15 protein-coding genes and 1 pseudogene are annotated in these 21780 nt (G+C 62.2%); 5 read left to right on the forward strand and 11 right to left on the reverse strand.

The genetic code is table 11. The features are described from left to right. Positions 1 to 393: 393 nt before the first annotated feature. Positions 394 to 1557 (forward strand): type III PLP-dependent enzyme, encoded by a 1164-nt coding sequence (locus BOP96_RS01090; protein ID WP_014716890.1) that lies wholly within the window; start codon positions 394 to 396, stop codon positions 1555 to 1557. A gap of 120 nt (positions 1558 to 1677) precedes the next feature. Here the strand turns inward: BOP96_RS01090 and BOP96_RS01095 are convergent, their stop codons facing one another. Both BOP96_RS01095 and BOP96_RS01100 read right to left on the reverse strand, forming a co-directional pair. After that, positions 1678 to 2421 carry a tetratricopeptide repeat protein gene (locus BOP96_RS01095; protein WP_014716889.1) on the reverse strand — a complete coding sequence of 248 codons (744 nt, stop codon included), beginning with the start codon at positions 2419 to 2421 and terminating at the stop codon, positions 1678 to 1680. A 2-nt stretch (positions 2422 to 2423) separates the two neighbouring features. Next, positions 2424 to 3104 carry a Fe2+-dependent dioxygenase gene (locus BOP96_RS01100; RefSeq protein WP_003188464.1) on the reverse strand — a complete coding sequence of 227 codons (681 nt, stop codon included), beginning with the start codon at positions 3102 to 3104 and terminating at the stop codon, positions 2424 to 2426. Positions 3105 to 3309: 205 nt separating this feature from the next. Here BOP96_RS01100 and BOP96_RS01105 point away from each other — a divergent pair, with 205 nt between their 5' ends. After that, positions 3310 to 5610 carry a TonB-dependent receptor gene (locus tag BOP96_RS01105; protein ID WP_014716888.1) on the forward strand — a complete coding sequence of 767 codons (2301 nt, stop codon included), beginning with the start codon at positions 3310 to 3312 and terminating at the stop codon, positions 5608 to 5610. A 123-nt stretch (positions 5611 to 5733) separates the two neighbouring features. After that, positions 5734 to 8259: a PepSY domain-containing protein gene (locus BOP96_RS01110; protein ID WP_073451652.1), complete on the forward strand. Its 2526-nt coding sequence runs from the start codon at positions 5734 to 5736 to the stop codon at positions 8257 to 8259. Between the two features lie 122 nt (positions 8260 to 8381). On the opposite strand, the gene BOP96_RS01115 is transcribed toward BOP96_RS01110, so the two are convergent. The 4 genes from BOP96_RS01115 to ptsP form a co-directional block, all read right to left on the reverse strand. Further along, positions 8382 to 9923: an alkaline phosphatase D family protein gene (locus tag BOP96_RS01115; protein WP_014716886.1), complete on the reverse strand. Its 1542-nt coding sequence runs from the start codon at positions 9921 to 9923 to the stop codon at positions 8382 to 8384. Positions 9924 to 10113: 190 nt separating this feature from the next. Next, positions 10114 to 11823 (reverse strand): PTS fructose-like transporter subunit IIB, encoded by a 1710-nt coding sequence (locus tag BOP96_RS01120; RefSeq protein WP_073451654.1) that lies wholly within the window; start codon positions 11821 to 11823, stop codon positions 10114 to 10116. Between the two features lie 11 nt (positions 11824 to 11834). Beyond that, positions 11835 to 12755 carry a 1-phosphofructokinase gene (gene pfkB, locus BOP96_RS01125; protein WP_014716884.1) on the reverse strand — a complete coding sequence of 307 codons (921 nt, stop codon included), beginning with the start codon at positions 12753 to 12755 and terminating at the stop codon, positions 11835 to 11837. Further along, a complete protein-coding gene (ptsP, locus tag BOP96_RS01130) occupies positions 12756 to 15614 on the reverse strand; it encodes a phosphoenolpyruvate--protein phosphotransferase (protein ID WP_073451656.1) in 2859 nt (952 codons plus the stop codon). Between the two features lie 284 nt (positions 15615 to 15898). On the opposite strand from ptsP, the gene cra reads away from it, so the two are divergent. Beyond that, positions 15899 to 16894 (forward strand): catabolite repressor/activator, encoded by a 996-nt coding sequence (cra, locus tag BOP96_RS01135; RefSeq protein WP_073451658.1) that lies wholly within the window; start codon positions 15899 to 15901, stop codon positions 16892 to 16894. 2 nt (positions 16895 to 16896) lie between these two features. Then, positions 16897 to 17673 (forward strand): TatD family hydrolase, encoded by a 777-nt coding sequence (locus BOP96_RS01140; protein WP_032903998.1) that lies wholly within the window; start codon positions 16897 to 16899, stop codon positions 17671 to 17673. On the opposite strand, the gene BOP96_RS01145 is transcribed toward BOP96_RS01140, so the two are convergent. The 5 genes and pseudogenes from BOP96_RS01145 to ampD form a co-directional block, all read right to left on the reverse strand. Then, on the reverse strand, positions 17620 to 18048 hold the full coding sequence (locus BOP96_RS01145; protein ID WP_032903996.1) for a hypothetical protein: 429 nt from the start codon (positions 18046 to 18048) through the stop codon (positions 17620 to 17622). The genes BOP96_RS01140 and BOP96_RS01145 overlap by 54 nt on opposite strands. Before the next feature lie 125 nt (positions 18049 to 18173). Next, complete coding sequence (locus tag BOP96_RS30800; protein WP_371101477.1) at positions 18174 to 19103, reverse strand: methyl-accepting chemotaxis protein; 930 nt, start codon at positions 19101 to 19103, stop codon at positions 18174 to 18176. Then, positions 19080 to 20171, reverse strand: a pseudogene (locus tag BOP96_RS30805) (methyl-accepting chemotaxis protein); the annotation flags it as partial. The gene BOP96_RS30800 and the pseudogene BOP96_RS30805, both read right to left, overlap by 24 nt. 184 nt (positions 20172 to 20355) lie before the next feature. Further along, a complete protein-coding gene (gene ampE, locus BOP96_RS01155) occupies positions 20356 to 21192 on the reverse strand; it encodes a regulatory signaling modulator protein AmpE (RefSeq protein ID WP_073451662.1) in 837 nt (278 codons plus the stop codon). After that, positions 21189 to 21752, reverse strand: coding sequence for a 1,6-anhydro-N-acetylmuramyl-L-alanine amidase AmpD (gene ampD / locus BOP96_RS01160; RefSeq protein ID WP_014716878.1), 564 nt, complete (start codon positions 21750 to 21752; stop codon positions 21189 to 21191). Before ampD ends, ampE begins: the two co-directional genes overlap by 4 nt. Positions 21753 to 21780 lie beyond the last annotated feature (28 nt).

The raw sequence follows: 21780 nt of genomic DNA on the forward strand, positions 1-21780 counted from the left end.
TAAGAATGCAGTTCAAATGTGGGAGCTGGCTTGCCTGCGATGAATACACCGCAAATCCATCTGATTGGCCCCATCCGGGGAACATCAATCCGTCACACCGGTCGGTTACATAAGTAGCTGCACGCGGCCGCGCGACGAACGCGTGCAAAAACGCGACATTTTTAGTTGATCCCACGCCCGCCAAGCCCTAAAGTTCGCGCCGAACGTCCATGCTGGAAACGATCCATCCGGCTCAAGTACTGACGACGAGACAGCAAGGCCAAGGGCAGCTTACCCCATGGCCTTTTTGCTTTCGGCGACATGCCTTGGGAAGTAGGCGAACCAAAGTGGGGATACGGAGGACGTTCATTTGCACCCATTGATCAAATTAGTTTGCCCTTAGGAGTTCCCAGCATGTCGATCAACGTCGAAGATTATTTCGCGCGCGCCACTTTTGACAAAATGAAGGCGTTCGCCGACAAGCAAGAAACCCCGTTCGTGGTGATCGACACCGCGATGATCAGCCAGGCCTACGACGACCTGCGCGCCGGTTTCGAATTCGCCAAGGTGTATTACGCCGTCAAGGCCAACCCGGCCGTTGAGATCATCGACCTGTTGAAAGACAAGGGTTCGAGCTTCGACATCGCCTCGATCTATGAGCTGGACAAGGTCATGGACCGCGGCGTCAGCGCCGACCGTATCAGCTACGGCAACACCATCAAGAAATCCAAGGACATCCGCTACTTCTATGAGAAGGGCGTGCGTCTGTTCTCCACCGACTCCGAAGCCGACCTTCGCAACATCGCCAAGGCCGCGCCGGGTTCGAAAGTGTATGTGCGTATCCTCACCGAAGGCTCGACCACTGCTGACTGGCCGTTGTCGCGTAAATTCGGCTGCCAGACCGACATGGCCATGGACCTGCTGATCCTCGCCCGCGACCTGGGCCTGGTGCCTTACGGCATCTCGTTCCACGTCGGCTCGCAACAGCGCGACATCAGCGTGTGGGACGCAGCCATCGCCAAGGTCAAGGTGATCTTCGAACGCCTCAAAGAAGAAGACGGCATCCACCTGAAGCTGATCAACATGGGCGGTGGCTTCCCGGCCAACTACATCACCCGCACCAACAGCCTGGAAACCTACGCTGAAGAAATCATCCGCTTCCTCAAGGAAGACTTCGGGGACGACCTGCCGGAAATCATTCTGGAACCAGGCCGTTCATTGATCGCCAACGCCGGCATCCTGGTCAGCGAAGTGGTGCTGGTGGCGCGCAAGTCCCGTACCGCCGTCGAGCGCTGGGTGTACACGGATGTGGGCAAGTTCTCCGGCCTGATCGAAACCATGGACGAAGCCATCAAGTTCCCGATCTGGACCGAGAAGAAAGGCGAGATGGAAGAAGTGGTCATCGCCGGCCCGACCTGCGACAGCGCCGATATCATGTACGAAAACTACAAGTACGGCCTGCCGTTGAACCTGGCCATTGGTGATCGTCTGTACTGGTTGTCGACCGGTGCCTACACCACCAGCTACAGCGCGGTTGAGTTCAATGGGTTCCCGCCGCTGAAATCCTTCTACGTTTAACCCCACCCCCGATCGTTCCCACGCTCTGCGTGGGAACGCCTCCTGTGACGCTCTGCGTTACGCGCTCAAGTGCGGACGCGGAGCGTCCAGGGCGGCATCCCACGCGGAGCGTGGGAACGATCAGCTCGTAGCTCGTTGCTGGTACAACTCGGCCATGGCGCGAATTCGCGGGTCATCCGCCCGTGCCAGCGCCTTGTGTGCCGTTTGCAGAAACTTGAGATTCCCGCCTGCCAGCGCCTTGTGCAACCACTCCAGCGCCGCGTCGACCTGGCCGCTGCCTGCCAGCACCGCCGCATGGCTGAACTGCCCACGAAAATCACCTGCCTCGGCTGAGCGGCGGTACCACTCAACGGCCGCCTCAACATCCTTGGGGCAATGCTGCCCGTCTTCCAGGTAACGCCCGAGCAGGTTCATCGACTTGGCATGGCCCTGTTCGGCAGCCTGGCGATACAGCGCCAGTGCTTGCGCCTGGTCTTCAACAACGCCACGGCCGGTAGCCAAGAGGTTGGCGTAGTTGTACTGCCCCCAATCCAACCCGGCGTGTGCCGCCAGACGATATTCCCGTGCTGCGGCGGCTTCATCGACAGCGCAGCCCCAGCCATGCTCCCGGCAACGCCCGATCATATTGCGCGCCATCAGGTGCCCGCCCTGCGCGGCAATCTGGAACCAGCGCAGCGCCAGGGCCTCATCGCGGGCAATGCCGCGCCCTTCCAGCAAGATTTGCCCGAGCAGGGCCTGGGCATCGACCACGCCTGCCTTGGCCGCGATCAGAATGGCCTGGGCGGCGCGCACCGGGGAGTCATCGAGCATGCTCTGCAATTGTTCGACATTGAGCACTTCTTCGCGGCGCAATAAAAAGCCCATGCTCAGACCTCGACCCAGCGGCGCAACAGGTTGTGGTAGGTGCCGGTGAGCTGGATCAGCGCAGGGTGGTCGGGCACGTCGCGGGTCAGTTGCTGGATCGCGCCGTCCATTTCAAACAGCAAGGTGCGCTGGCTGTCTTCGCGCACCAGGCTTTGGGTCCAGAAGAACGAGGCATAACGCGCGCCACGGGTCACCGCGTTGACTTTGTGCAGGCTGGAGCCGGGGTACAGCACCATGTCGCCGGCGGGTAGCTTGACCCGTTGCAGGCCGAACGTGTCCTGGATCTCAAGTTCCCCACCGTCGTAGTCGTCGGGGTCGCTGAAGAACAACGTGGACGAAAGGTCGGTGCGCACGCGCTCATGGCTGCCTTTGGGTTGGCGCACCGCGTTGTCGATATGAAAGTCGAAACTGCCGCCAGCGGTGTAGCAGTTGAGCAGTGGCGGGAAGACTTTATGCGGCAGCGCGGCCGACATGAACAGCGGGTTGCTCCACAACCGTTCCAGCATCGCCGCGCCGATTTCCTTGGCCAGGGGGTGGCCTTCGGGTAATTGCAGGTTGTGCTTGGCCTTGGCCGACTGGTGCCCGGCGGTGATTTTGCCGTCAGCCCATTCGGTCTCTTCCAGGGCTTGGCGAATGCGCAGCACCTCCTCGCGAGAGAACAGGCCGGGAATGTGCAGCAACATGAGGCAATACCTGCGATCAGAGAGGCGCCAATGGTATTGATTCTTATCCTCCCTGTAAAACACGGGGACGAACGAGAGCGCAAAATCCGTAACAAAAAAGTGTAAAGAATGTAAATTCGATGCGAATAGCAATATCTCGCAATTGATACAAAGTCTTGTTGGCCCTATATTCCGCGGCCTCACATCCTTGGGGAAGGGACACGTCATGTCGCGCACTACACTAATAACAACCGCCAGTTCACCGCGTATGCTGGCCTCGGCCATCGGCGTTGCACTCAGCGCCAGCTCTGCCGCCCACATGGCGCAGGCAGCGGAAAACACCGAGCAAAAAGGCGAGCGCACCCCTATCTCCCTCGGCGCCACCAACATCACCGGCCAGGAGCAGGACAACACCTCCTACCAGGTGGAAAAAGCCTCGTCGCAGAAGTACACCGCGCCGCTGGTGGACACGCCGCGTTCGGTCACTGTGGTGCCGCAACAAGTCCTCAAGGACACCGCCGCCACCTCGTTGCAGGACGCCTTGCGCACCGTACCGGGTATCACCTTCGGTGCCGGTGAAGGTGGCAATCCTCAGGGCGACCGTCCGTTCATCCGTGGTTTTGATGCCCAGGGCGATACCTACCTCGATGGCGTACGCGATACCGGCGGCCAGAGCCGCGAGATCTTCGACATCGAGTCCATCGAAGTCAGCAAAGGCCCGAACTCTTCGTTCGGTGGTCGTGGTTCGGCCGGTGGCAGCCTCAACCTGGTGAGCAAGACCCCACAAGCGCGGGACTTCACCAACGGCGGCTTTACCTATGGCTCCGACCAGACCCGCCGCTACGTGCTCGACGTGAACCGCCAGTTCCTGGACGACAGCGCGGCATTCCGCCTGAACCTGATGAGCCATGAACAAAACGTGGCTGGCCGCGATGCGGTGAACTACGACCGTTGGGGCGTGGCACCGTCGCTGACGTTTGGCCTGGGCACGCCGACCCGCGTCAACCTCAGCTACTACCACATGGAAAGTGACGACCTGCCGGATTCGGGGATTCCGTATGGCTATGGCTCAGCGACCGCCACGGCCCACGCGCATGACAAACCCAACGACGGCGGCGACAGCAACAACTTCTACGGTTTGAAAAGCCGTGACTTCCGCAAGACCCGCGCCGACATCAGCACGGTCTCCATCGAGCACGACCTGAACGACAACATGACGCTCAAGAACACCCTGCGTCACGGCAGCACCGGCCAGGACTATGTGCTCACCCAGCCGGATGACAGCAAGTTCAACGTCAACCGCTACGGCACCGTCTGGCGTCGCGCCAACAGCCGTGTCTCCACCACGACCACAACCACCAACCAGACTGACCTGTTTGGCAGCTTCCAGGCCCTGGGCTTCAAGCACACTTACTCTACTGGCCTGGAGTTCACCGGTGAAGAAACCCGTGTCAGCGGCTACACCGTCAGCCCTAACGCCAACCCAGTGTGCACAACGGCCAAGGGCAGCCTGGGCGGCCAGTGCACGTCGCTGAGCAACCCGAACCCGGACGACGCCTGGAACGGCAGCATTGCGCGCAACTATATGGGCACCAACACCAAAGCCACCAGCCGCGCCGCGTACGTGTTCGATACCATCGAGCTCGATCCGAAATGGCTGCTGAACGTGGGCCTGCGCTACGACACCTTTGACACCGAAGCCAACACCAACACAGTGCCGAGCGCGACGGTAAAAGCCCGCAGCAAGATCAAGGACGACAGTCAGTTCTTTAACTGGCAGGCCGGCCTTGTCTGGAAGCCGGTGGAGAACGGCAGCATCTACGCCTCGTACGCCACATCGGCCACGCCAGCCGGTGGCCTGATAGGCGAAGGTTCCGACGGCAACCCGCTGTCTGCCGGTGCTGCCACCAGCGACTTGCAGCCAGAAGAAACCGTCAACTACGAACTGGGCACCAAATGGGACCTGTTCCACGACCGCCTGTCCCTGACCGCAGCCGTGTTCCGCACCGAGAAGAAAAACACCCGCATCCTGGTGGATGCACTCACCTACCAGAACGCCGGTGAATCTCAGGTCGACGGCATCGAGTTGTCCGCCAGCGGCAAAATCACCGAACAATGGCAGGTGTTTGCGGGCTACAGCTATCTGGACAGCGAACTGGTCAAATCCGGCCTCAACGGGCGTAACGGTGTCGTGAGTGCGGGCTCCAACAAAGGCAATCAGATGCCCAACACGCCGAAGAACTCCTTCAGCCTGTGGACCACCTACGAGATCACGCCCAAGCTGACCGTCGGCGGCGGCGCCTTCTACGTCGATGAGGTTTACGGCGATGTCGGCAACACAGTGTATGTACCCTCCTACACCCGCTACGACGCCATGGCCAGCTACAAGCTGACCAAGAACGTCGACCTGCAACTGAACGTGCAGAACCTGACCGACAAAACCTACTACGACAAGGCCTTCTCCACGCATTTCGCCAACCAGGCGGCGGGGCGTACGGCGTTGTTGACCACCAGCTTCCACTTCTAAAAGCGGTAAAGTTCCAGCCAGAAGCCCCACACATCGGATGCGTGGGGCTTTTGCGTGTTCCCAGGCAACTCACGGCATAATGCGCGCCGTGATCAGATATCCAGCTAAGCGAGGCGCTCCGACGTGTTGAAGAAAACCCTGTTCCAGTTGCATTGGTTCTTCGGCATCACGGCCGGGCTGGTGCTGGCCTTGATGGGGGTCACCGGGGCCGCGTACTCGTTTCAGGACGAGATCCTGCGGGCGCTCAACCCCACCGTGTTGAGCGTGCAGAAACGCGAGGCCGGTGTACTGCCGCCCGCCGAGTTGGTACGCAAGCTGGAAGCGGCCGAAGGCAAGACCGTGGCCATGCTGTGGGTAGAAAGTGAAAGCGGCAACGCCGGCCGCGTGTCCTTCACCCCGCCACCGGGCGAGCGCCGTGGCCAGATGCGCTACTTTGACCCGTACACCGGCGACTACATGGGTGACGCGGTCGGCCAGGACCTGTTCGGTTTTATCCTGCAATTGCACCGCTTCCTCGCCATCGGTGACACCGGGCGCAACATCACCGGCGCCTGCACCCTGATCCTGCTGTTTTTCTGCCTCTCCGGCCTGTACCTGCGCTGGCCGCGCCAGGTGAAAAGCTGGCGCGTCTGGCTGACCCTGGACTGGCGCAAAAAGGGCCGCAGCTTCAATTGGGACCTGCACTCGGTATTCGGCACCTGGTGCCTGTTGTTTTATCTTTTGGCGGCGTTGACCGGGCTGTATTGGTCCTACGACTGGTACAACCGTGGCGTGACCAAACTGCTGTCCGACGCGCCGCAGAACGAGCGCATGCGCAAGCGCGGTCCCCCGCCCTCAGGCCCGGCTCCGGTGGCCAACTATGACGCGATCTGGAGCAGCATCTACAGCAACGCCGGCCCCGACTTGAGCGCCTACAACATTCGGATGCCCGCGGTCGCCGGGCAACCGGCCACCGTGTATTACCTGCTCACTTCATCGCCCCATGACCGTGCCCTGAACCAGATCAACCTGGACCCGGCCACCGGCGAGGTCAAATCCCACGAGCGCTACGCCAGCAAAAGCCTCAAGGCGCAGTTGCTGACCAGTGTGTATGCGCTGCACACCGGCAGCTATTTCGGCCTGGTCGGGCGCATCGTCCTCACCGTCAGCTCACTGCTTATGCCGCTGTTTTTCATCACGGGCTGGCTGCTGTACCTGGACCGACGCCGCAAAAAGCGCCAGGTCCGCGATGCCCGCAAAGGTTTGACAGATAACCACAGCAATGCCCCGGCCTGGCTGATCGGCTTCGCCAGCCAGAGCGGCTTTGCCGAACAACTGGCCTGGCAAACGGCCGGGCAACTGCAGGCTGCGGGCCTGGCGGTGAAGGTGCAGCCTTTGGGCAGTGTCAGCCGCGACGACCTCAGCCAATCACAGAACGCGCTGTTTGTGGTCAGTACCTTTGGCGACGGCGAAGCCCCCGACAGCGCCCGAGGTTTCGAGCGCAGCGTGCTCGGCCATTCGCTGCCCCTCACAGGCTTGAACTACTCGGTGCTGGCCCTGGGTGACCGGCAGTACGAACATTTTTGCGGCTTTGCCCGGCGCCTGCATTTCTGGCTGACCAACCAGGGCGGCACCCCGCTGTTTGCCCCGGTGGAAGTCGACAGCGGCGACGCAGTGGCCCTGCACACCTGGCAACAGCAACTGGGCCAGCTCACCGGGCATGCGCCGGCAGCGGCCTGGCCGACGGCCCAGTACGAAAACTGGACCCTGAGCCAACGCACCCTGCTCAACCCCGACAGTGTCGGCTCGCCCGTCTACCTGCTGGGCCTCACATCCACGTCTGCGCACAGCTGGCTGGCCGGCGACCTGGTGGAAGTCCTGCCGCGCAATTGCCCCTGGGCCATCGAACACTTCCTGGCCGGCCTGGGCTTGGTCGGCAGCGACGGTGTGGTGATCGACGGCGTGGCCCACACCCTTGATCAAGCCCTGGCCACGCGCCAACTGCCGGACAACCGCACGCACCTGGTCGGCCTGCACGCCCAGGCATTGGTGGACGCGCTGATACCCCTGGGCATGCGCGAATACTCCATCGCCTCGATTGCCAGCGACGGCGTGCTGGAGCTGATTGTGCGCCAGGAGCGCCACCCCGACGGCAGCCTGGGGCTTGGCTCCGGCTGGCTGACTGAACACGCCGCCCTCGGCTCGGCCATCAGCCTGCGTCTGCGGCGCAACAGCGGCTTCCATTTGCCCGACGCGCCTGTGCCGCTGATTCTGCTGGGCAACGGCACCGGGCTTGCGGGCCTGCGCAGCTTGCTCAAAGCACGCATTGCTGACGGCCAGCAGCGAAACTGGCTGCTGTTCGGCGAGCGCAATATCGCCCACGACTACCTGTGCCAGGACGAACTGCAAGGCTGGCTCGCCAGTGGAGACCTGGCCCTGCTGGACCTGGCATTTTCCCGCGATCAAGAGGAGAAGATCTACGTACAGGATCGCCTGCGCGAGTCAGCGGATGTGCTGCGCAAATGGCTGGCGGATGGCGCGGCGATTTATGTGTGTGGCAGCTTGCAGGGGATGGCGACGGGGGTGGATCAGGCACTGGCAGACATCTTGGGCAAGGAGGCGCTGGAGCGCCTGATCGAACAGGGCCGCTATCGTCGGGATGTCTACTGACCCCGCTAATTGATCGTTCCCACGCTCCGCGTGGGAATGCCGCCCTGGACGCTCCGCGTCAGCTCTTAGCGGCGTGACGCGGAGCGTCACAGGATGCGTTCCCACGCAGAGCGTGGGAACGATCAGGCCGGTTGCAGTTTTTGCTCGAACACTGAAACCCCGTCCAAGTCCCGTAGCATCACCGTCAACTCCGCCGTCTGCCCATCTATCTGCACTTCACCAAAAAACTGAAAGCCCGCAAACGGCGAGGTATTCTGCGCCGGTGGCGCCTTCTGGAACACCACGTGCGGGCCAAAGGTTTTATCCAGTGGGTTGGGCCCGAAACTCCCAGCATTCAACGGCCCTGCCACAAACTCCCAGAACGGCTCGAAATCCTGGAACGTCGCACGGTCAGGGTGATAGTGATGCGCTGCACAGTAATGCACGTCGGCCGTCAGCCACACGTGGTTGCGCACCTTGTGCTCATGCAGGAACCCCAGCAGTTCGGCGATCTCCAGCTCACGCCCTTGCGCCGGGCCAGGGTCGCCATTGGCGATCGCTTCCCAACGCGCCACGCCGGGGCTGACTTCACCGTCGGGCACGCCCAGACCGATGGGCATGTCGGCGGCGACCACCTTCCACTGCGCTTGCGAGGCCTTGAGCCCGCGTTTGAGCCAGTCCAACTGTTCCCGCCCGAGGAAGGGTTTTTCCGCGCCCAGGTTGTCATCATTCGGCCCACGATAGCTGCGCATATCCAACACAAACACATCCAGCAGCGGCCCATAACTGAGCTTGCGATAAATGCGCCCGCCACCGTCGGCGCTCTGTCGGCGCATGGGTGAATATTCCAGCCAGGCCTGGCGGGCACGGCCCACCAAGGTATTGATGTCGCGGGTCTGGTAACGCTCATCCAACTGCTTGCTCGATGACCAGTTGTTGATCACCTCGTGATCGTCCCACTGCCAGATCTGCGGTACCTCGGCATTGAAGCGGCGCACGTTTTCATCCAGCAGGTTGTAGCGGTAATTACCGCGATATTCATCGAGGGTTTCCGCGACTTTGCTTTTGGCTTCAGTGGTAATGTTGCGCCAGATGCGCCCGCCTTCAGTGGTGAGCTGCGCGGGGACCGGGCCGTCGGCATAGATGGTGTCGCCGCTGTGGATAAAAAAGTCCGGCAGGCGCAGGCGCATGGCTTCATAGATGCGCATGCCACCGATGTCGGGGTTGATGCCGAAGCCTTGGCCGACAGTGTCGCCGCTCCACACAAAACGGATGTCACGCCGCTGTTGCGGCACGCTACGCAAGTGGCCGAACCAGGGTTCACTGGCAATGCCGGTCTGGGCGTCTTCGAAATGCACGCGGTAGAAAATCGCCTGGTCGACCGGCAGCCCGGTGAGCTCGACACGGGCGGTAAAGTCGGTGCGGCTGTCGGCCAGGGGCGAGACGAATCGGCGCGGGTTGCTGAACACGCTGCGGGTATCCCACTCCACCACCATCTTCGCCGGGCGGTCACTGCGGCTCCAGATCATTGCGCGATCGCCCTGCAGGTCGCCCGATTGCACGCCGTCAGTGAGTTGCGGTCGGTCCTTCACCGAAGCGATCACCGCCGGCGCCAGGCCCGGCAACAACAGGCCAGCGCCCACGGCTTGCATCACACGGCGGCGACCGAGATCGAAGTGGCTCATGCAGGTGCCCTCTTGAGTATCAAAAGGGCCACTAAAGCATGATGGGATGAAGCGGATGTGACACCGATTAGCAGAACGGTCGAGTTCACCTGTGGGAGCTGGCTTGCCTGCGATGCAAGCACCTCGGTGTATCAGGCAAACCCCGTCGAGGCTATCGCAGGCAAGCCAGCTCCCACATTTTCTGCCAGTGTCAGGCAGTCACGGCCAGTTCGGCCGCTTCCGGTCGCTTGAGCACGGCATACACCAAACCGGTCAACACACTGCCCGCCACAATCGCCAACAAGTACAACAACGCATGGTTCATCGCATTCGGAATCACCAGCACAAACAACCCGCCATGGGGCGCGGCGAGTTTGCAGCCGAAGTACATCGACAGCGCACCGGTCAACGCGCCACCGGCGATGCTGGCCGGAATGACGCGCAGCGGGTCTTTGGCGGCGAAGGGAATCGCGCCTTCAGAGATAAAGCACAGCCCCAGGATCATCGCCGCCTTGCCGGCCTCGCGCTCGGTCTGGGCGAACTTGCGCCGGGCCAGCAACGTGGCGATGCCCATGCCAATCGGCGGCACCATGCCGGCGGCCATGGTCGCGGCCATCGGCGCGCCGCTCGACGCGGCCAGCAGGCCAACCGAAAACGCATACGCCGCCTTGTTGATCGGCCCGCCCAAATCCACACACATCATGCCGCCGAGCAGAATGCCCAGCAGCACCGCGTTGGTGGTGCCCATGGTGCTGAGGAAATCCGTCAGGCCCGTGAGCAAGCGGGCGACCGGTGGGCCCACCAGGTAGATCATCACCAAGCCGGTAAACAGGCTCGCCAATAACGGGATGATCAGGATCGGCTTGAGCGCTTCCAGGCTCTGAGGCAGTTGCACCGTGCGGCTGATCAGCTTGACGCAATATCCGGCGACGAAACCGGCCAGGATGCCGCCGATAAACCCAGCCCCCAGCGTCCCCGCCAACAGCCCGCCGATCATGCCGGGCGCAAGGCCAGGACGGTCGGCAATCGAGTAGGCGATGTAGCCCGCCAGCAGCGGCACCATCAACAGGAACGCCTGGTCACCCACGGATTTGAGCGCCGCCGCCAAGGTGCCGGGCTGCTCGAAAGCATGGATGCCGAAGACAAACGACAAGGCGATCAGCAAGCCCCCCGCCACCACCATCGGCAACATATACGACACGCCGGTGAGCAGGTGTTTGTAGACGCCGGTTTTCTCCGCCTTGGCCGGTGCACCGCCGGCCGCGTTTTCCACCGCGCCTTCGGCCAGGGCTTTGTTGAGGATGGCTTCGGATTGCTTGAGGGCAATGCCGGTGCCACAGCGGTAAATCTTCTTGCCGGCGAAACGCTCGGTGGCCACCTCGATATCGGCCGCGAGCAACACCACATCGGCATCGGCAATCGCTTGCGGGCTTAACGGCGTGCGAGCGCCCACCGAGCCCTGGGTTTCGACCTGCAGGTCATAACCCAGGCGCTGAGCAGTCTGCTGCAAGGCTTCGGCGGCCATGAACGTGTGGGCCACACCGGTGGGGCACGCGGTAATTGCGACGATACGCGGCGCAGCCTTGGCCGCCACCGGGGCGGCGTCGGCGACATACACCTGGGCTTCTTCGGCGCCCCGGCGCAGTACGCCTTCGACATCCGCCAACGCCTGGGCCGGCGTGCTCTGGAACACACGCTTGCCGACAAACCGCTGCATATCCACCGGGGTACTGCTGACCAACAGCACCCACTCGGCATCATCAATCGTCGCCTGGGACAACTGGCGCTCCGGACGCTGCACATCGACGACTTCAACACTGGTGTGCAAGCCCATGCGCTGGGCGGCGGCGTCCAACAAGCGGGCGCACAGCACACTGGTGACCATGCCGTTCGGGCAGGCGGTAACAATGGCTAACTTCATCACAAACCCTCTTATTGTTCTGTCAGCGTGCGTACTTCGACGCCGCTTTCGAGATGCGCCAACTGGGCGTCATCGCTGATGCCAAAACCGATCTGTGTCACCGCCATCGCGGCAATCGCCGTGGCCCGGCGCAGGGTGTGCTCCGGCGTGTCGCCACTGAGCAAACCGTGGAGCATCCCGGCTAGCAGCGAGTCGCCGGCACCCACGGTACTGGCCACTGCCACCTTGGGCGGCGTGGCATGCAGCGCCGCACCCGGGCGGTACCAGGTCACACCGGCGGCCCCGTCGGAGACCACCACATGTTCGACGCCTTGCTGATGCAGGCGGCTGATGGCATCGGTGGCGTTACCCAAGGCCTCGGCCAACTCTTCGGTATTGGGTTTGACCAGCCACGGGCCAACCTCCAACCCCAGGCGCAGCGCTTCGCCGCTGGTGTCCAGGGCGATTTTCAACCCGAGGTCTTTCAACGCCTCCAGCAAACCTTTAAACCACTGCGGGCTGACGCCGCGCGGCAAGCTACCGGCCACCACGACCGCATCGAACTCCGGGCCAATGATCGCGACCATCTTGAGCAGCGCTTTTAGCGCCTCTTCAGTCACCAGCGGCCCCGGTGCATTGATGTCGGTGACACGCCCATCCTGTTCGGCAATCTTGATATTGCTCCGGGTTTCGCCGGGAACCCGGATGAAGGCATCGCCAAACCCACGGCGCTTGATCAGCGCATTGAAAGCCTGGGGGTTGGCACTGCCGAGGAACCCGCCCACGCTGACGTAATGGCCCAGGTCCGCCAGCACTTGCGCCACATTCACGCCTTTGCCGGCCGCGTGGGTGAGCATCGCTTCACTGCGATTGACCTCACCGGGTTGCAGGTGCGCCAGACGTACCGTGAGGTCCAACGCCGGGTTCAGCGTCAGGGTCAGAATATTTGCCATCTACACGGCCTCCACTAGGGCACGCACTTCGGCGGGCGAACCCACTGCCAGTGCTTGTTGCGCCAGGCCCTGGGCCTCGCTCAGACTGAATTCACGCACTCGCGCCTTCACTTCAGGAATGCTGCGGGCCGACACGCTCAACTCATCCACGCCCAGGCCGACCAGCACCGGCACCGCCAGCGGGTCCGCCGCCAACTCGCCGCACACACCTACCCATTTGCCGTGGGCATGGGCGGCGCGCACGGTGATGTCGATCAGTTGCAGGACTGCCGGATGCAAGCCATCGGCCTGGGCCGACAGGGTCGGGTGGCCGCGGTCGATGGCCAGGGTGTATTGGGTCAGGTCGTTGGTGCCGACGCTGAAGAAGTCGACTTCCTTGGCGAGGACCGGCGCCAACAACGCGGCTGAGGGCACTTCGATCATGATCCCCAGTTGCAGGTCCGCCACCGGGATCTCCAGGCGCAGGCGTTCGGTCATGTCCCGGGCGGCGCGCCACTCATCCACGCTGCCGACCATGGGGAACATGATGCGCAGCGGGCGGTTATCCGCAGCACGCAGCAGCGCCCGCAGTTGCGCTTCCATGATCTGCGGGCGTTGCAACGTCAGGCGAATGCCGCGCACACCCAGGAAGGGGTTTTCCTCTTCGGCGATCGGCCAATAGGGCAAAGGCTTGTCGCCGCCCACATCCAGGGTGCGCACCACCAACGGGCGACCATTGAGGCCGTCGAGTACGCGACGGTATTCGGCCTCCTGGGTGGCCTCGTCCGGCGCCTGGGGGTGGGCCATGAAAATCAGTTCGGTGCGCAGCAGGCCAATGCCTTCGGCGCCCTGCTCCACGGCACTGGCCACCCCGGCGCTTTCGCCAATGTTGGCGAACACTTCCACGGCGTGTCCGTCGCGGGTCAGCGCCGGTTCATGGCGTTGGGCCGAAGCGGCTTGCAAGCGCTGCTCGCGGCTGTCGCGCTCCACGGTGGCCCGTTGCAGGGTGGCGGCGTCGGGGTCCACATGCAGGCGGCCGCGCTGGCCATCGAGCAACAGCGGCGTGCCCGCGTTGAGCAATAACACCGCAGCGCCAGCGCCGACCAAGGCCGGAATGCCCAAAGCGCGGGCGACAATGGCGCTGTGAGCGGTGGCGCCGCCCCGGGCGGTGAGAATGCCGGCAACGCGGGCCGGGTCCAGGCGCGCCACGTCCGAAGGGCCGACTTCTTCCATCACCAGGATGTAGGGCTCGCTCGGTTCCTGCACGCTTTGGACGCCGCACAACTGGGCCAGCACGCGGCGGCCGATGTCGCGCAAGTCGGCAGCACGCTCGGCCAGCAAGGCATCCTGCAAGGCTTCCTGCTGTTTGGCGGCGGCTTCGATCACGCTCATCCAGGCGGCTTCGGCGCTTTCGCCTTGCTTGAGGCGGGTGTCGACTTCGTCGGTGAGTTCCGGGTCGTCGAGCATTTCCTGGTGCGTGATGAAAATCTCGCGGATGGCCTTGGCCTGGCTACGCTCGATCAAGCCCTGGATATCCGTGCGCACCTCGCTCAAGGCCGCGTGCAGACGCTGGCGTTCGGCGGCGGCGGACTCACCGCGCAACGGGTAATCGAACACTTGCGGCACCTGGATATGGGCCGGGCCGATGGCGATACCCGGTGCGGCGGCAATGGCCTGGAGTTGGCTACCGCTCAGTGGCGCGCTGAGCACCGGTTCGATATCGACCTGTGCTGGCTGTGCGCTCACGGCGGGCAAGGGCTCGACCTCTTCGCCAAGGCCCTCTTGCACGGCGGCCAAGAGGGCGGGCAGTGCATCGCCGGCCACCGTCGGCTCGGCCACGAACTCCAGCACCTGACCACGACGTGCGCCGAGGCTGAGCAACTTGCTCAGGCTTTTGACCGACACGGCGCCCACCGCGCCATCGACGATGCGCACGCGGATATCGCCATCAAAACTTTTCGCCAATTGCGCCAGGATCTTGGCCGGGCGCGCGTGCAGGCCGTGGGCGTTGGCCAGGGTAATACGGGCGCTGGGCCAGTCCGACGGCAGTTCACCGCCCAGCACTTCCAGCACCGCGCGGCTGCTGGTGGCGCGCCCCAACTCCTGGCCGCGCCCTTCAATGAGCAAGGCACACAGGCGTTCAAGCAGGGTCTGGTGCGCTTCACCGAGGCTCGCCAGGCAGAACAGGCCGTGCAGGGGCTGGCCGAGGTAACGCATGGGTTTGTCCGGCGTCACAAAGGCCAGGCCCGGACGCTTGACCGTCTGCTCGCTGTGCAACCACCACAGGCCATCGCCCAGGGGCAGCGCGTCGACCTGCTGCAATACGGCTGCAAAGCCATTGCTCACGCAGTCGGCCTGGCGCAGCAGGCGCGCACCGCGCCACACCAACTCTTCAAAATCATCGGCCGACACGCCCAGGCTGATCATCTGCGCATCCAGCGCCAGTTCCTGGGGCGCGCCTTGCAACAGTTTCAACAGCGCTTCGGCGCTGCCGGCACGGCGCAACGCCTGGCCCAGGTCGGTTTCGCCGAGGGCACGGGTGAGCAGTTGCAACAGGCGCAGGTGTTCATCGGATTTAGCCGCGATGCCAATCGCCAGGTAGACGATCTGGCCATCGCCCCAGTCCACCCCTTCCGGGAACTGCAGCAGGCGCACACCAGTGGAAAACACCTGCTCGCGGGTTTCTGGCGTGCCGTGGGGAATAGCGATGCCTTGGCCTAGAAAGGTCGAGCCTTGGGCTTCACGGGCTTGCAGGCCACTGAGATAACCTTCGGCAACCAGGCCATCGGCCACCAGTTTGTCAGCGAGCAGGTGCAAGGCAGCAGATTTATCCACAGCCACCTGGCCCATGGATATCTGCTCTACAGTGAGCTCAAGCATGCCGTTCTCCTAGTTAGTGCGACGGGCGCACTAGGTATTGTTGTAGGTAAATAGGTTCAAAATTAACTGACTGAGCGGTCAATTGGCAGTGGTCACTCAGTGGCGAACATCGTAAAAATACGCTTGCTGAAACGTTTAATCTAGAATTTATGGCAGATTACGCGTTAATTGCGCAAGCTTGAAGGGCCACTCGGCGCTTGCTGTGGGACATTGGTCGAATGCTGGAATCGGTTACGATTGGACAAAATGTCGGGGCGAGCGCCAAAAAACAAGGAAATCCCGGTTTGAAACTCAGTGATATCGCACGTCTGGCCGGTGTGTCCGTTACCACCGCCAGCTATGTCATCAACGGCAAGGCCGAACAACAGCGCATCAGCAACGCAACCGTTGAGCGTGTGCGTGCCGTGGTCCAAGCCCATGGCTTTACCCCCAACCCTCAAGCCGCCGGGCTGCGCAGCCGGCATACGCGAACCTTGGGGTTCATCCTGCCAGACCTGGAAAACCCCAGCTACGCACGCATCGCCAAACTGCTGGAACAAGGGGCACGGGCGCGGGGCTATCAGTTGCTGATCGCCAGCTCCGATGATGAAGCGGAAAGCGAACGCCAACTGCTGCAACTGTTCCGGGCGCGGCGTTGCGATGCGTTGTTCGTCGCCAGTTGCCTGCCAGCCAGCGATGACAGCTATCGCGAGCTGCAGGCCAAGGGGCTGCCGGTGATTGCCATCGACCGGGAGATGGAGCCGAACCAGTTCTGCTCCGTGGTCAGCGACGACCACCAGGCATGCAGGCAACTCACCAGCAGCCTGCTGCAACCGTTGCCCAAGCAGATCGCACTGATTGGCGCGCGGCCCGAGCTGAGCATCAGCCAGGCACGTACCGCCGGTTTCCGTGATGCGCTGCAAGGCTTTACGGGCGAAGTGATTATCGAACAGGGCGAAGCCTTCAGTCGTGACTGCGGCCGAGAGCTGATGGAGCAACTGCTGCAACGCTTGGGGCATTTGCCGGACGCGCTGGTAACCACCTCCTACGTACTGCTGCAAGGCGTGTTTGATGCGCTGCATGACTTCCCCCTCAAGTCACGTCCCCTGCGCCTGGGCACCTTCGGCGATACCCAGTTGCTGGATTTCCTCCCGCTGCCGGTCAACGCCATGGCCCAGCAACATCAATTGATTGCCGAGACCGCCCTGCGCCTGGCCCTGGCCGCCATTGAAGAAGAACAGTACCAACCCGGCGTGCATGCGATTGGCCGGACCTTCAAGCAGCGTATCCACGAGGCCTGAGCGTGGAGCTGATCGACACCCACACGCACCTGGACTTCGAGGACTTCGACCAGGATCGCTCGCACGTCCTTGCCCACAGCCGTGAACTCGGCGTGCGGCGCCTGGTGGTGCTGGGGGTGTACCAGAAAAATTGGCAGCGGCTGTGGGACTTGGTGCAACAGGACGAAGGCTTGTTCGCCGCCTTCGGCTTGCACCCGGTGTATCTCGATGAGCATCGCCCCGCCGACCTGCTGGAGCTCGGCGACTGGTTGACGCGCCTGCATGGCCACCGGCAACTGTGCGCCGTGGGCGAAATTGGCCTGGATTACTTTCTCGAACAGTTGGACCACCAGCGCCAGCAACAGTTATTTGAAGCCCAACTGAAACTCGCGGTGGATTTCCAACTGCCGGCCTTGCTCCACGTTCGCCGCAGCCACGCCGCCGTGATTGCCACCCTCAAGCGCATCCGCGTGCCCAGAGGCGGCATCATCCACGCGTTCGCTGGCAGCGCTGAAGAGGCGCGCGAGTACATCAAGCTGGGGTTCAAACTAGGCCTGGGCGGCGCTGCCACCTGGCCCCAGGCGCTGCGCATGCACCGGGTACTGGCGCAGTTGCCACTCGACGCCGTGGTGCTGGAAACCGATGCGCCGGATATGGCTCCGGCCATGTACCCCAACCAGCGCAATAGCCCGCAGCATCTGCCAGATATCTGCACGGCCCTGGCCGAACGCATGGGTATCAGCCCTCTATTGCTCGCTGAGACGAGCACACGCAATGCGTGCGAGCTGTTCAACTGGTAGCGGACTGATCACCTGCAACTTCAAGATCATTGTCTGTCGATGCCGGGCATAGCGCACCACCAGCAAATGGATCAGCACGGCGACCAGCGAAACGTTCAATTGCCCGATCACACTGAGCAGCCCCAACCATTCAGCGAACAAGGCCACCAGCAAGGTCGCGCATGTCAGCATGATCATGCTCGGCCGCACCAGCGCCCATTGGTCCAGGGCCCTGAACTGCCGCAACTGCTTGGCGCACCCCAACTGCAACCCCGAGTGGCAATACGTACAGTCAAAAGGCACATCAATGGCAATGGCATTCAGTTGCCAAGGCTTGAGTTCAAACGTCATGTCGCACTGGGCGCAATGCCCTTTGATACCGATTGCAGCGGCCATCGTCGTGTCTCCTCGTGACCGTGACGGATGAAATAAATTTTCACCTATTCACGCCGCGATAAAACACGCCCAGGCAAATCAAGACATCGGCCACAGGGTCGGTAGCTACATCCTTCAGAACCTCCCTACACCCGAAACGCACCAATCAATTGCTTCAACTCAACCACCTGGATTGCCAACTGCCGACTGGCCGCTTCCGTGTGCTGGGCGCCTTGCGCTGCATGCTCGCCAGCACGGTTGATTTCGACAATGTTCTGGTCGATGTCGTGGGCGACCGCCGTTTGCTGTTCCACGGCGGCGGCGATCTGCTGGTTCTGGTCGACGATCATCCCTACCGCTCCCAGGATATTTTCCAGGGCTTGCTGGACTTTTTCCGACTGCCCCACCGTGCCATTCGCCATCTCATGGCTGCTGCCCATAGCCTTCACCGCCGCGCCGACGCCGCTGTGCAAGCGGCTGATCATCTGCTCGATTTCCTCGGTAGAGTGCTGGGTGCGCCGAGCCAGAGTGCGCACTTCGTCGGCCACCACCGCAAACCCGCGCCCTTGGTCACCGGCACGCGCGGCTTCGATGGCCGCGTTGAGCGCCAGCAGGTTGGTCTGCTCGGCAATGCTCTTGATCACTTCCAAAACGCTGCTGATGGACTGGCTGTCGGCTGCCAGCTGGTTGATCACCCGCACCGAATCGTCGATCTCCGCCGCCAGGCGTGCGATGCCGCCTTGCTGGGATTGCACCAGCGCACGCCCGCTGACCGTTTCATCATTGACGCTCTGGGCACTGCTGACCGCCGCCGCCGCGCTGCGCGCCACCTCTTGGGCGGTGGCGGACATCTGGTTCATCGCCGTCGCTACTTGTTCGATCTGGCTGCGCTGGCCGGACACCGCCTGGTTACTCTGTGCCGACACCGCCTGCACCTGGCCGGCCTGCAACTCCACCTGGCTGACCGTATGCCCAACGCGCTCGATCAGGTCATGAATCTTGGCCACGGTGCCATTGAACACCTGGCCCAGGTCGCCCAATTCGTCACGGCTTTGCGCAACGAAAGTGACGGTCATATCGCCCGCCGCCACTTTGTCCATCATCGCCCCCAGGCGGCGCAAGGTGGTGCGAGTGGAAACAAAGAAACCGGCATAGAGATAGAAAATCAGCGCAAACACCGTCGCCAGGGCCGTGACCAGCAACACCATGTGCAGACGGTTCTGCGCCAGGCGCTGCTGCAACTGCTGCCCGAGGAACGCCAGGGTGGCGTCATCCAATTGATAGGTCTTGGCCATTAGTTGGCTGACGCCGTCATAAAACCCCTGCCAAGGCGCGTCGAGGGTTTCGGCCATCACCACCTGCTCTTCGAAAAACTCACTGCCTTGCTTGAGGCTCGCCTGGCTGGCTTGCGCCGACACCTCGAGGGCGGCGTGCGCGGCCTTGCTGGCGCCCAGCGCGTCCTGCAGCTTCAGGCCATATTCACCATGGAGTTTTTCCAACTGCTGCAGCAGTTCGTCAAAACGGGTACTGGAGGACGAATTGATAAAGCCCTGCCCCAGGGAGTACGCGCCCATCGCTCGGCCTTCACCCAAGGCCTGGGTGACCTGAGGGGTGACGGTGGTGACCAGGTCGCTGAGCTGGCGCAGATCACTTTGCGGATCACGGTTCAAGCCGGCCTGGCTGGCAATAATCTGGCTGAACATCTGGGCCTGGTTGAGTAACTTGCCGATCAACGCTGCTTTGTTGAGCAACGAGGTTTCCTGTTGCTGAGCCTTGAACGCAGCGATCAACTCATCGCGCTTACTGTCGAAGACGACAACGTGCTCGGGCTGGGTCGCGATCGCGTGCAAGCCCTGCAAGCGCTCCACTACACTGGCTTCCAAGGCGCTGATCCTGGCCTCCAGGTCTGCCGCTTTGCCTGACTGGCCGAGGGTGGCGTTGATCTGTACCTGGTTGTTGAGGGTTTCCAACTCCCGACGCAACGCCAGACTGCTGCCGAGCAGGTCAAGGCTTTGCAGTTCGACGCGGGTGCCCTGGTATTCGCGCCACGAGTCGCGCACCAGGTAATAGTTGGTCGCCAGCATCGGCAGCAGGAACAGCACGCTGATCAGGCTGAACTTCATGCCGAAGCTCAGGCGGTTCATCAGCGCGACGGCGGGATAAAGCAAGCTCTTCACAGGTGACCTCCCCTTCTTTTATTTTTATTGAGGCGCAGGGCGACGGCAGATAGCCACTATTTGGCGCTCTATCTGTATAGCTCAATTCGAAAGGGAGTTTTGTAACGTAAGGTTAACGGCGGGAGTGATGGATGCACCCCGCCGCTATTACTCAGGGCAACACCGTCCAGATGGCAAACCCGGCATACCACAGCACTGCCGCACGTAGCAGCAGCTCCCACAGGCGATCCAGGCTGTTGATGCCATCGGCCCCCACCACGGGGGGAGGAATTTCCGCGGCGGCCAGGCCGACTTTTTCCATCAGTTGGGCAGCGCTGATGTCCCAGCTCAGCAGTTCGTGGAGCATCACCCGGCTGACCCCGACGAAATTGCCCACCAAGGCAAAGCTGGCCGCCAGCAGGCGTACCGGCAACCAGTCAAACGCGTGGCGCAATTGCGTGGCGCGCTCGGCCACCAAGGGGTTCTGGCTGTTTTCGCTGGCCAGCGCCAACAGGCGGTACGCCAGGGCGGCCACCGGGCCCAGCAGGAAATACCAGAAAATCACCGCGAAAAAGCTTTGATACGCCTGCCACAGCAGGTAGCCCTGAACACGCTCCAGCAGTTGCTCGCCACTGTCGGCGCCAAGCTTGAGGTCGCGTTCGGCCACATGCTCGGCCGCTTGCAGGTCACCGCGCCGCCAGGCATCGCGAAACGGCCCCAGCCCGGCCAATAGATCGCCACGGCCCAGGCTGTAGATCACCACCAGCAAGTGCACCGGCAATGCCAACAGGCCATAGGCCACTGGCTCCAGGACCAGCAACAACAACGCCAGCAACGCCACCGGCAGCAGCACCAATACCAGCAGGACCAACCAGGGCCGCTTGCCCATGCGCGGGCTCGATTCCAGCTTGGCCAGCTCACGCAGCCATCCACCGTCGCGCTGCAACCGCAGGCGCAAGGCCGAGAACTTCTCGATCCATACCGCCAGCACCAACACCAGGAAACTCATCGTTCGTGTCCTCCATCCTGCAGGGCGCTGCGAAAGCGCATCCAATCAAAAGCGGGGCCCGGGTCGGTCTTGCGACCCGGAGCGATGTCGCTGTGACCACAAATACGTTGATGGGTGATCGCGGGGTAAGCGGCCAACAGTTGGCGTGCCAGGTCGATCAACGCCGCATACTGGGCATCGGTGAACGGTAGGTCATCCGTACCTTCCAGCTCGATTCCCAGAGAAAAATCGTTGCAGATCTCGCGCCCCTCAAAGACGGAAATACCGGCATGCCAGGCCCGGTCACGGCACGAAACAAATTGCGTCACAGTGCCGTCACGTTCAATCAGAAAATGCGCAGACACCCGTAGGCTGGCAATCCCTTCAAAGTAGGGATGTTCTGAGATATCCAGGCGGTTCTGGAAAAACTCCTGCACCTTACCGGTGTTGAACTGCGCCGGAGGCAAACTGATGTTATGCACCACCAACAGCGAGATTTCGCCTTCAGGGCGCTCGTTGAAGTTGGGCGAAGGGCAATGACGAATGCCCTGGCACCAACCGCTGGCGGGGTCCAACTGCATACAGGCTCCTTGAGTGAGACGAGGTGTG

This window comes from Pseudomonas sp. FSL W5-0203, assembly GCF_001896155.1.
In the GTDB taxonomy this organism is placed as follows: domain Bacteria; phylum Pseudomonadota; class Gammaproteobacteria; order Pseudomonadales; family Pseudomonadaceae; genus Aquipseudomonas; species Aquipseudomonas paracarnis.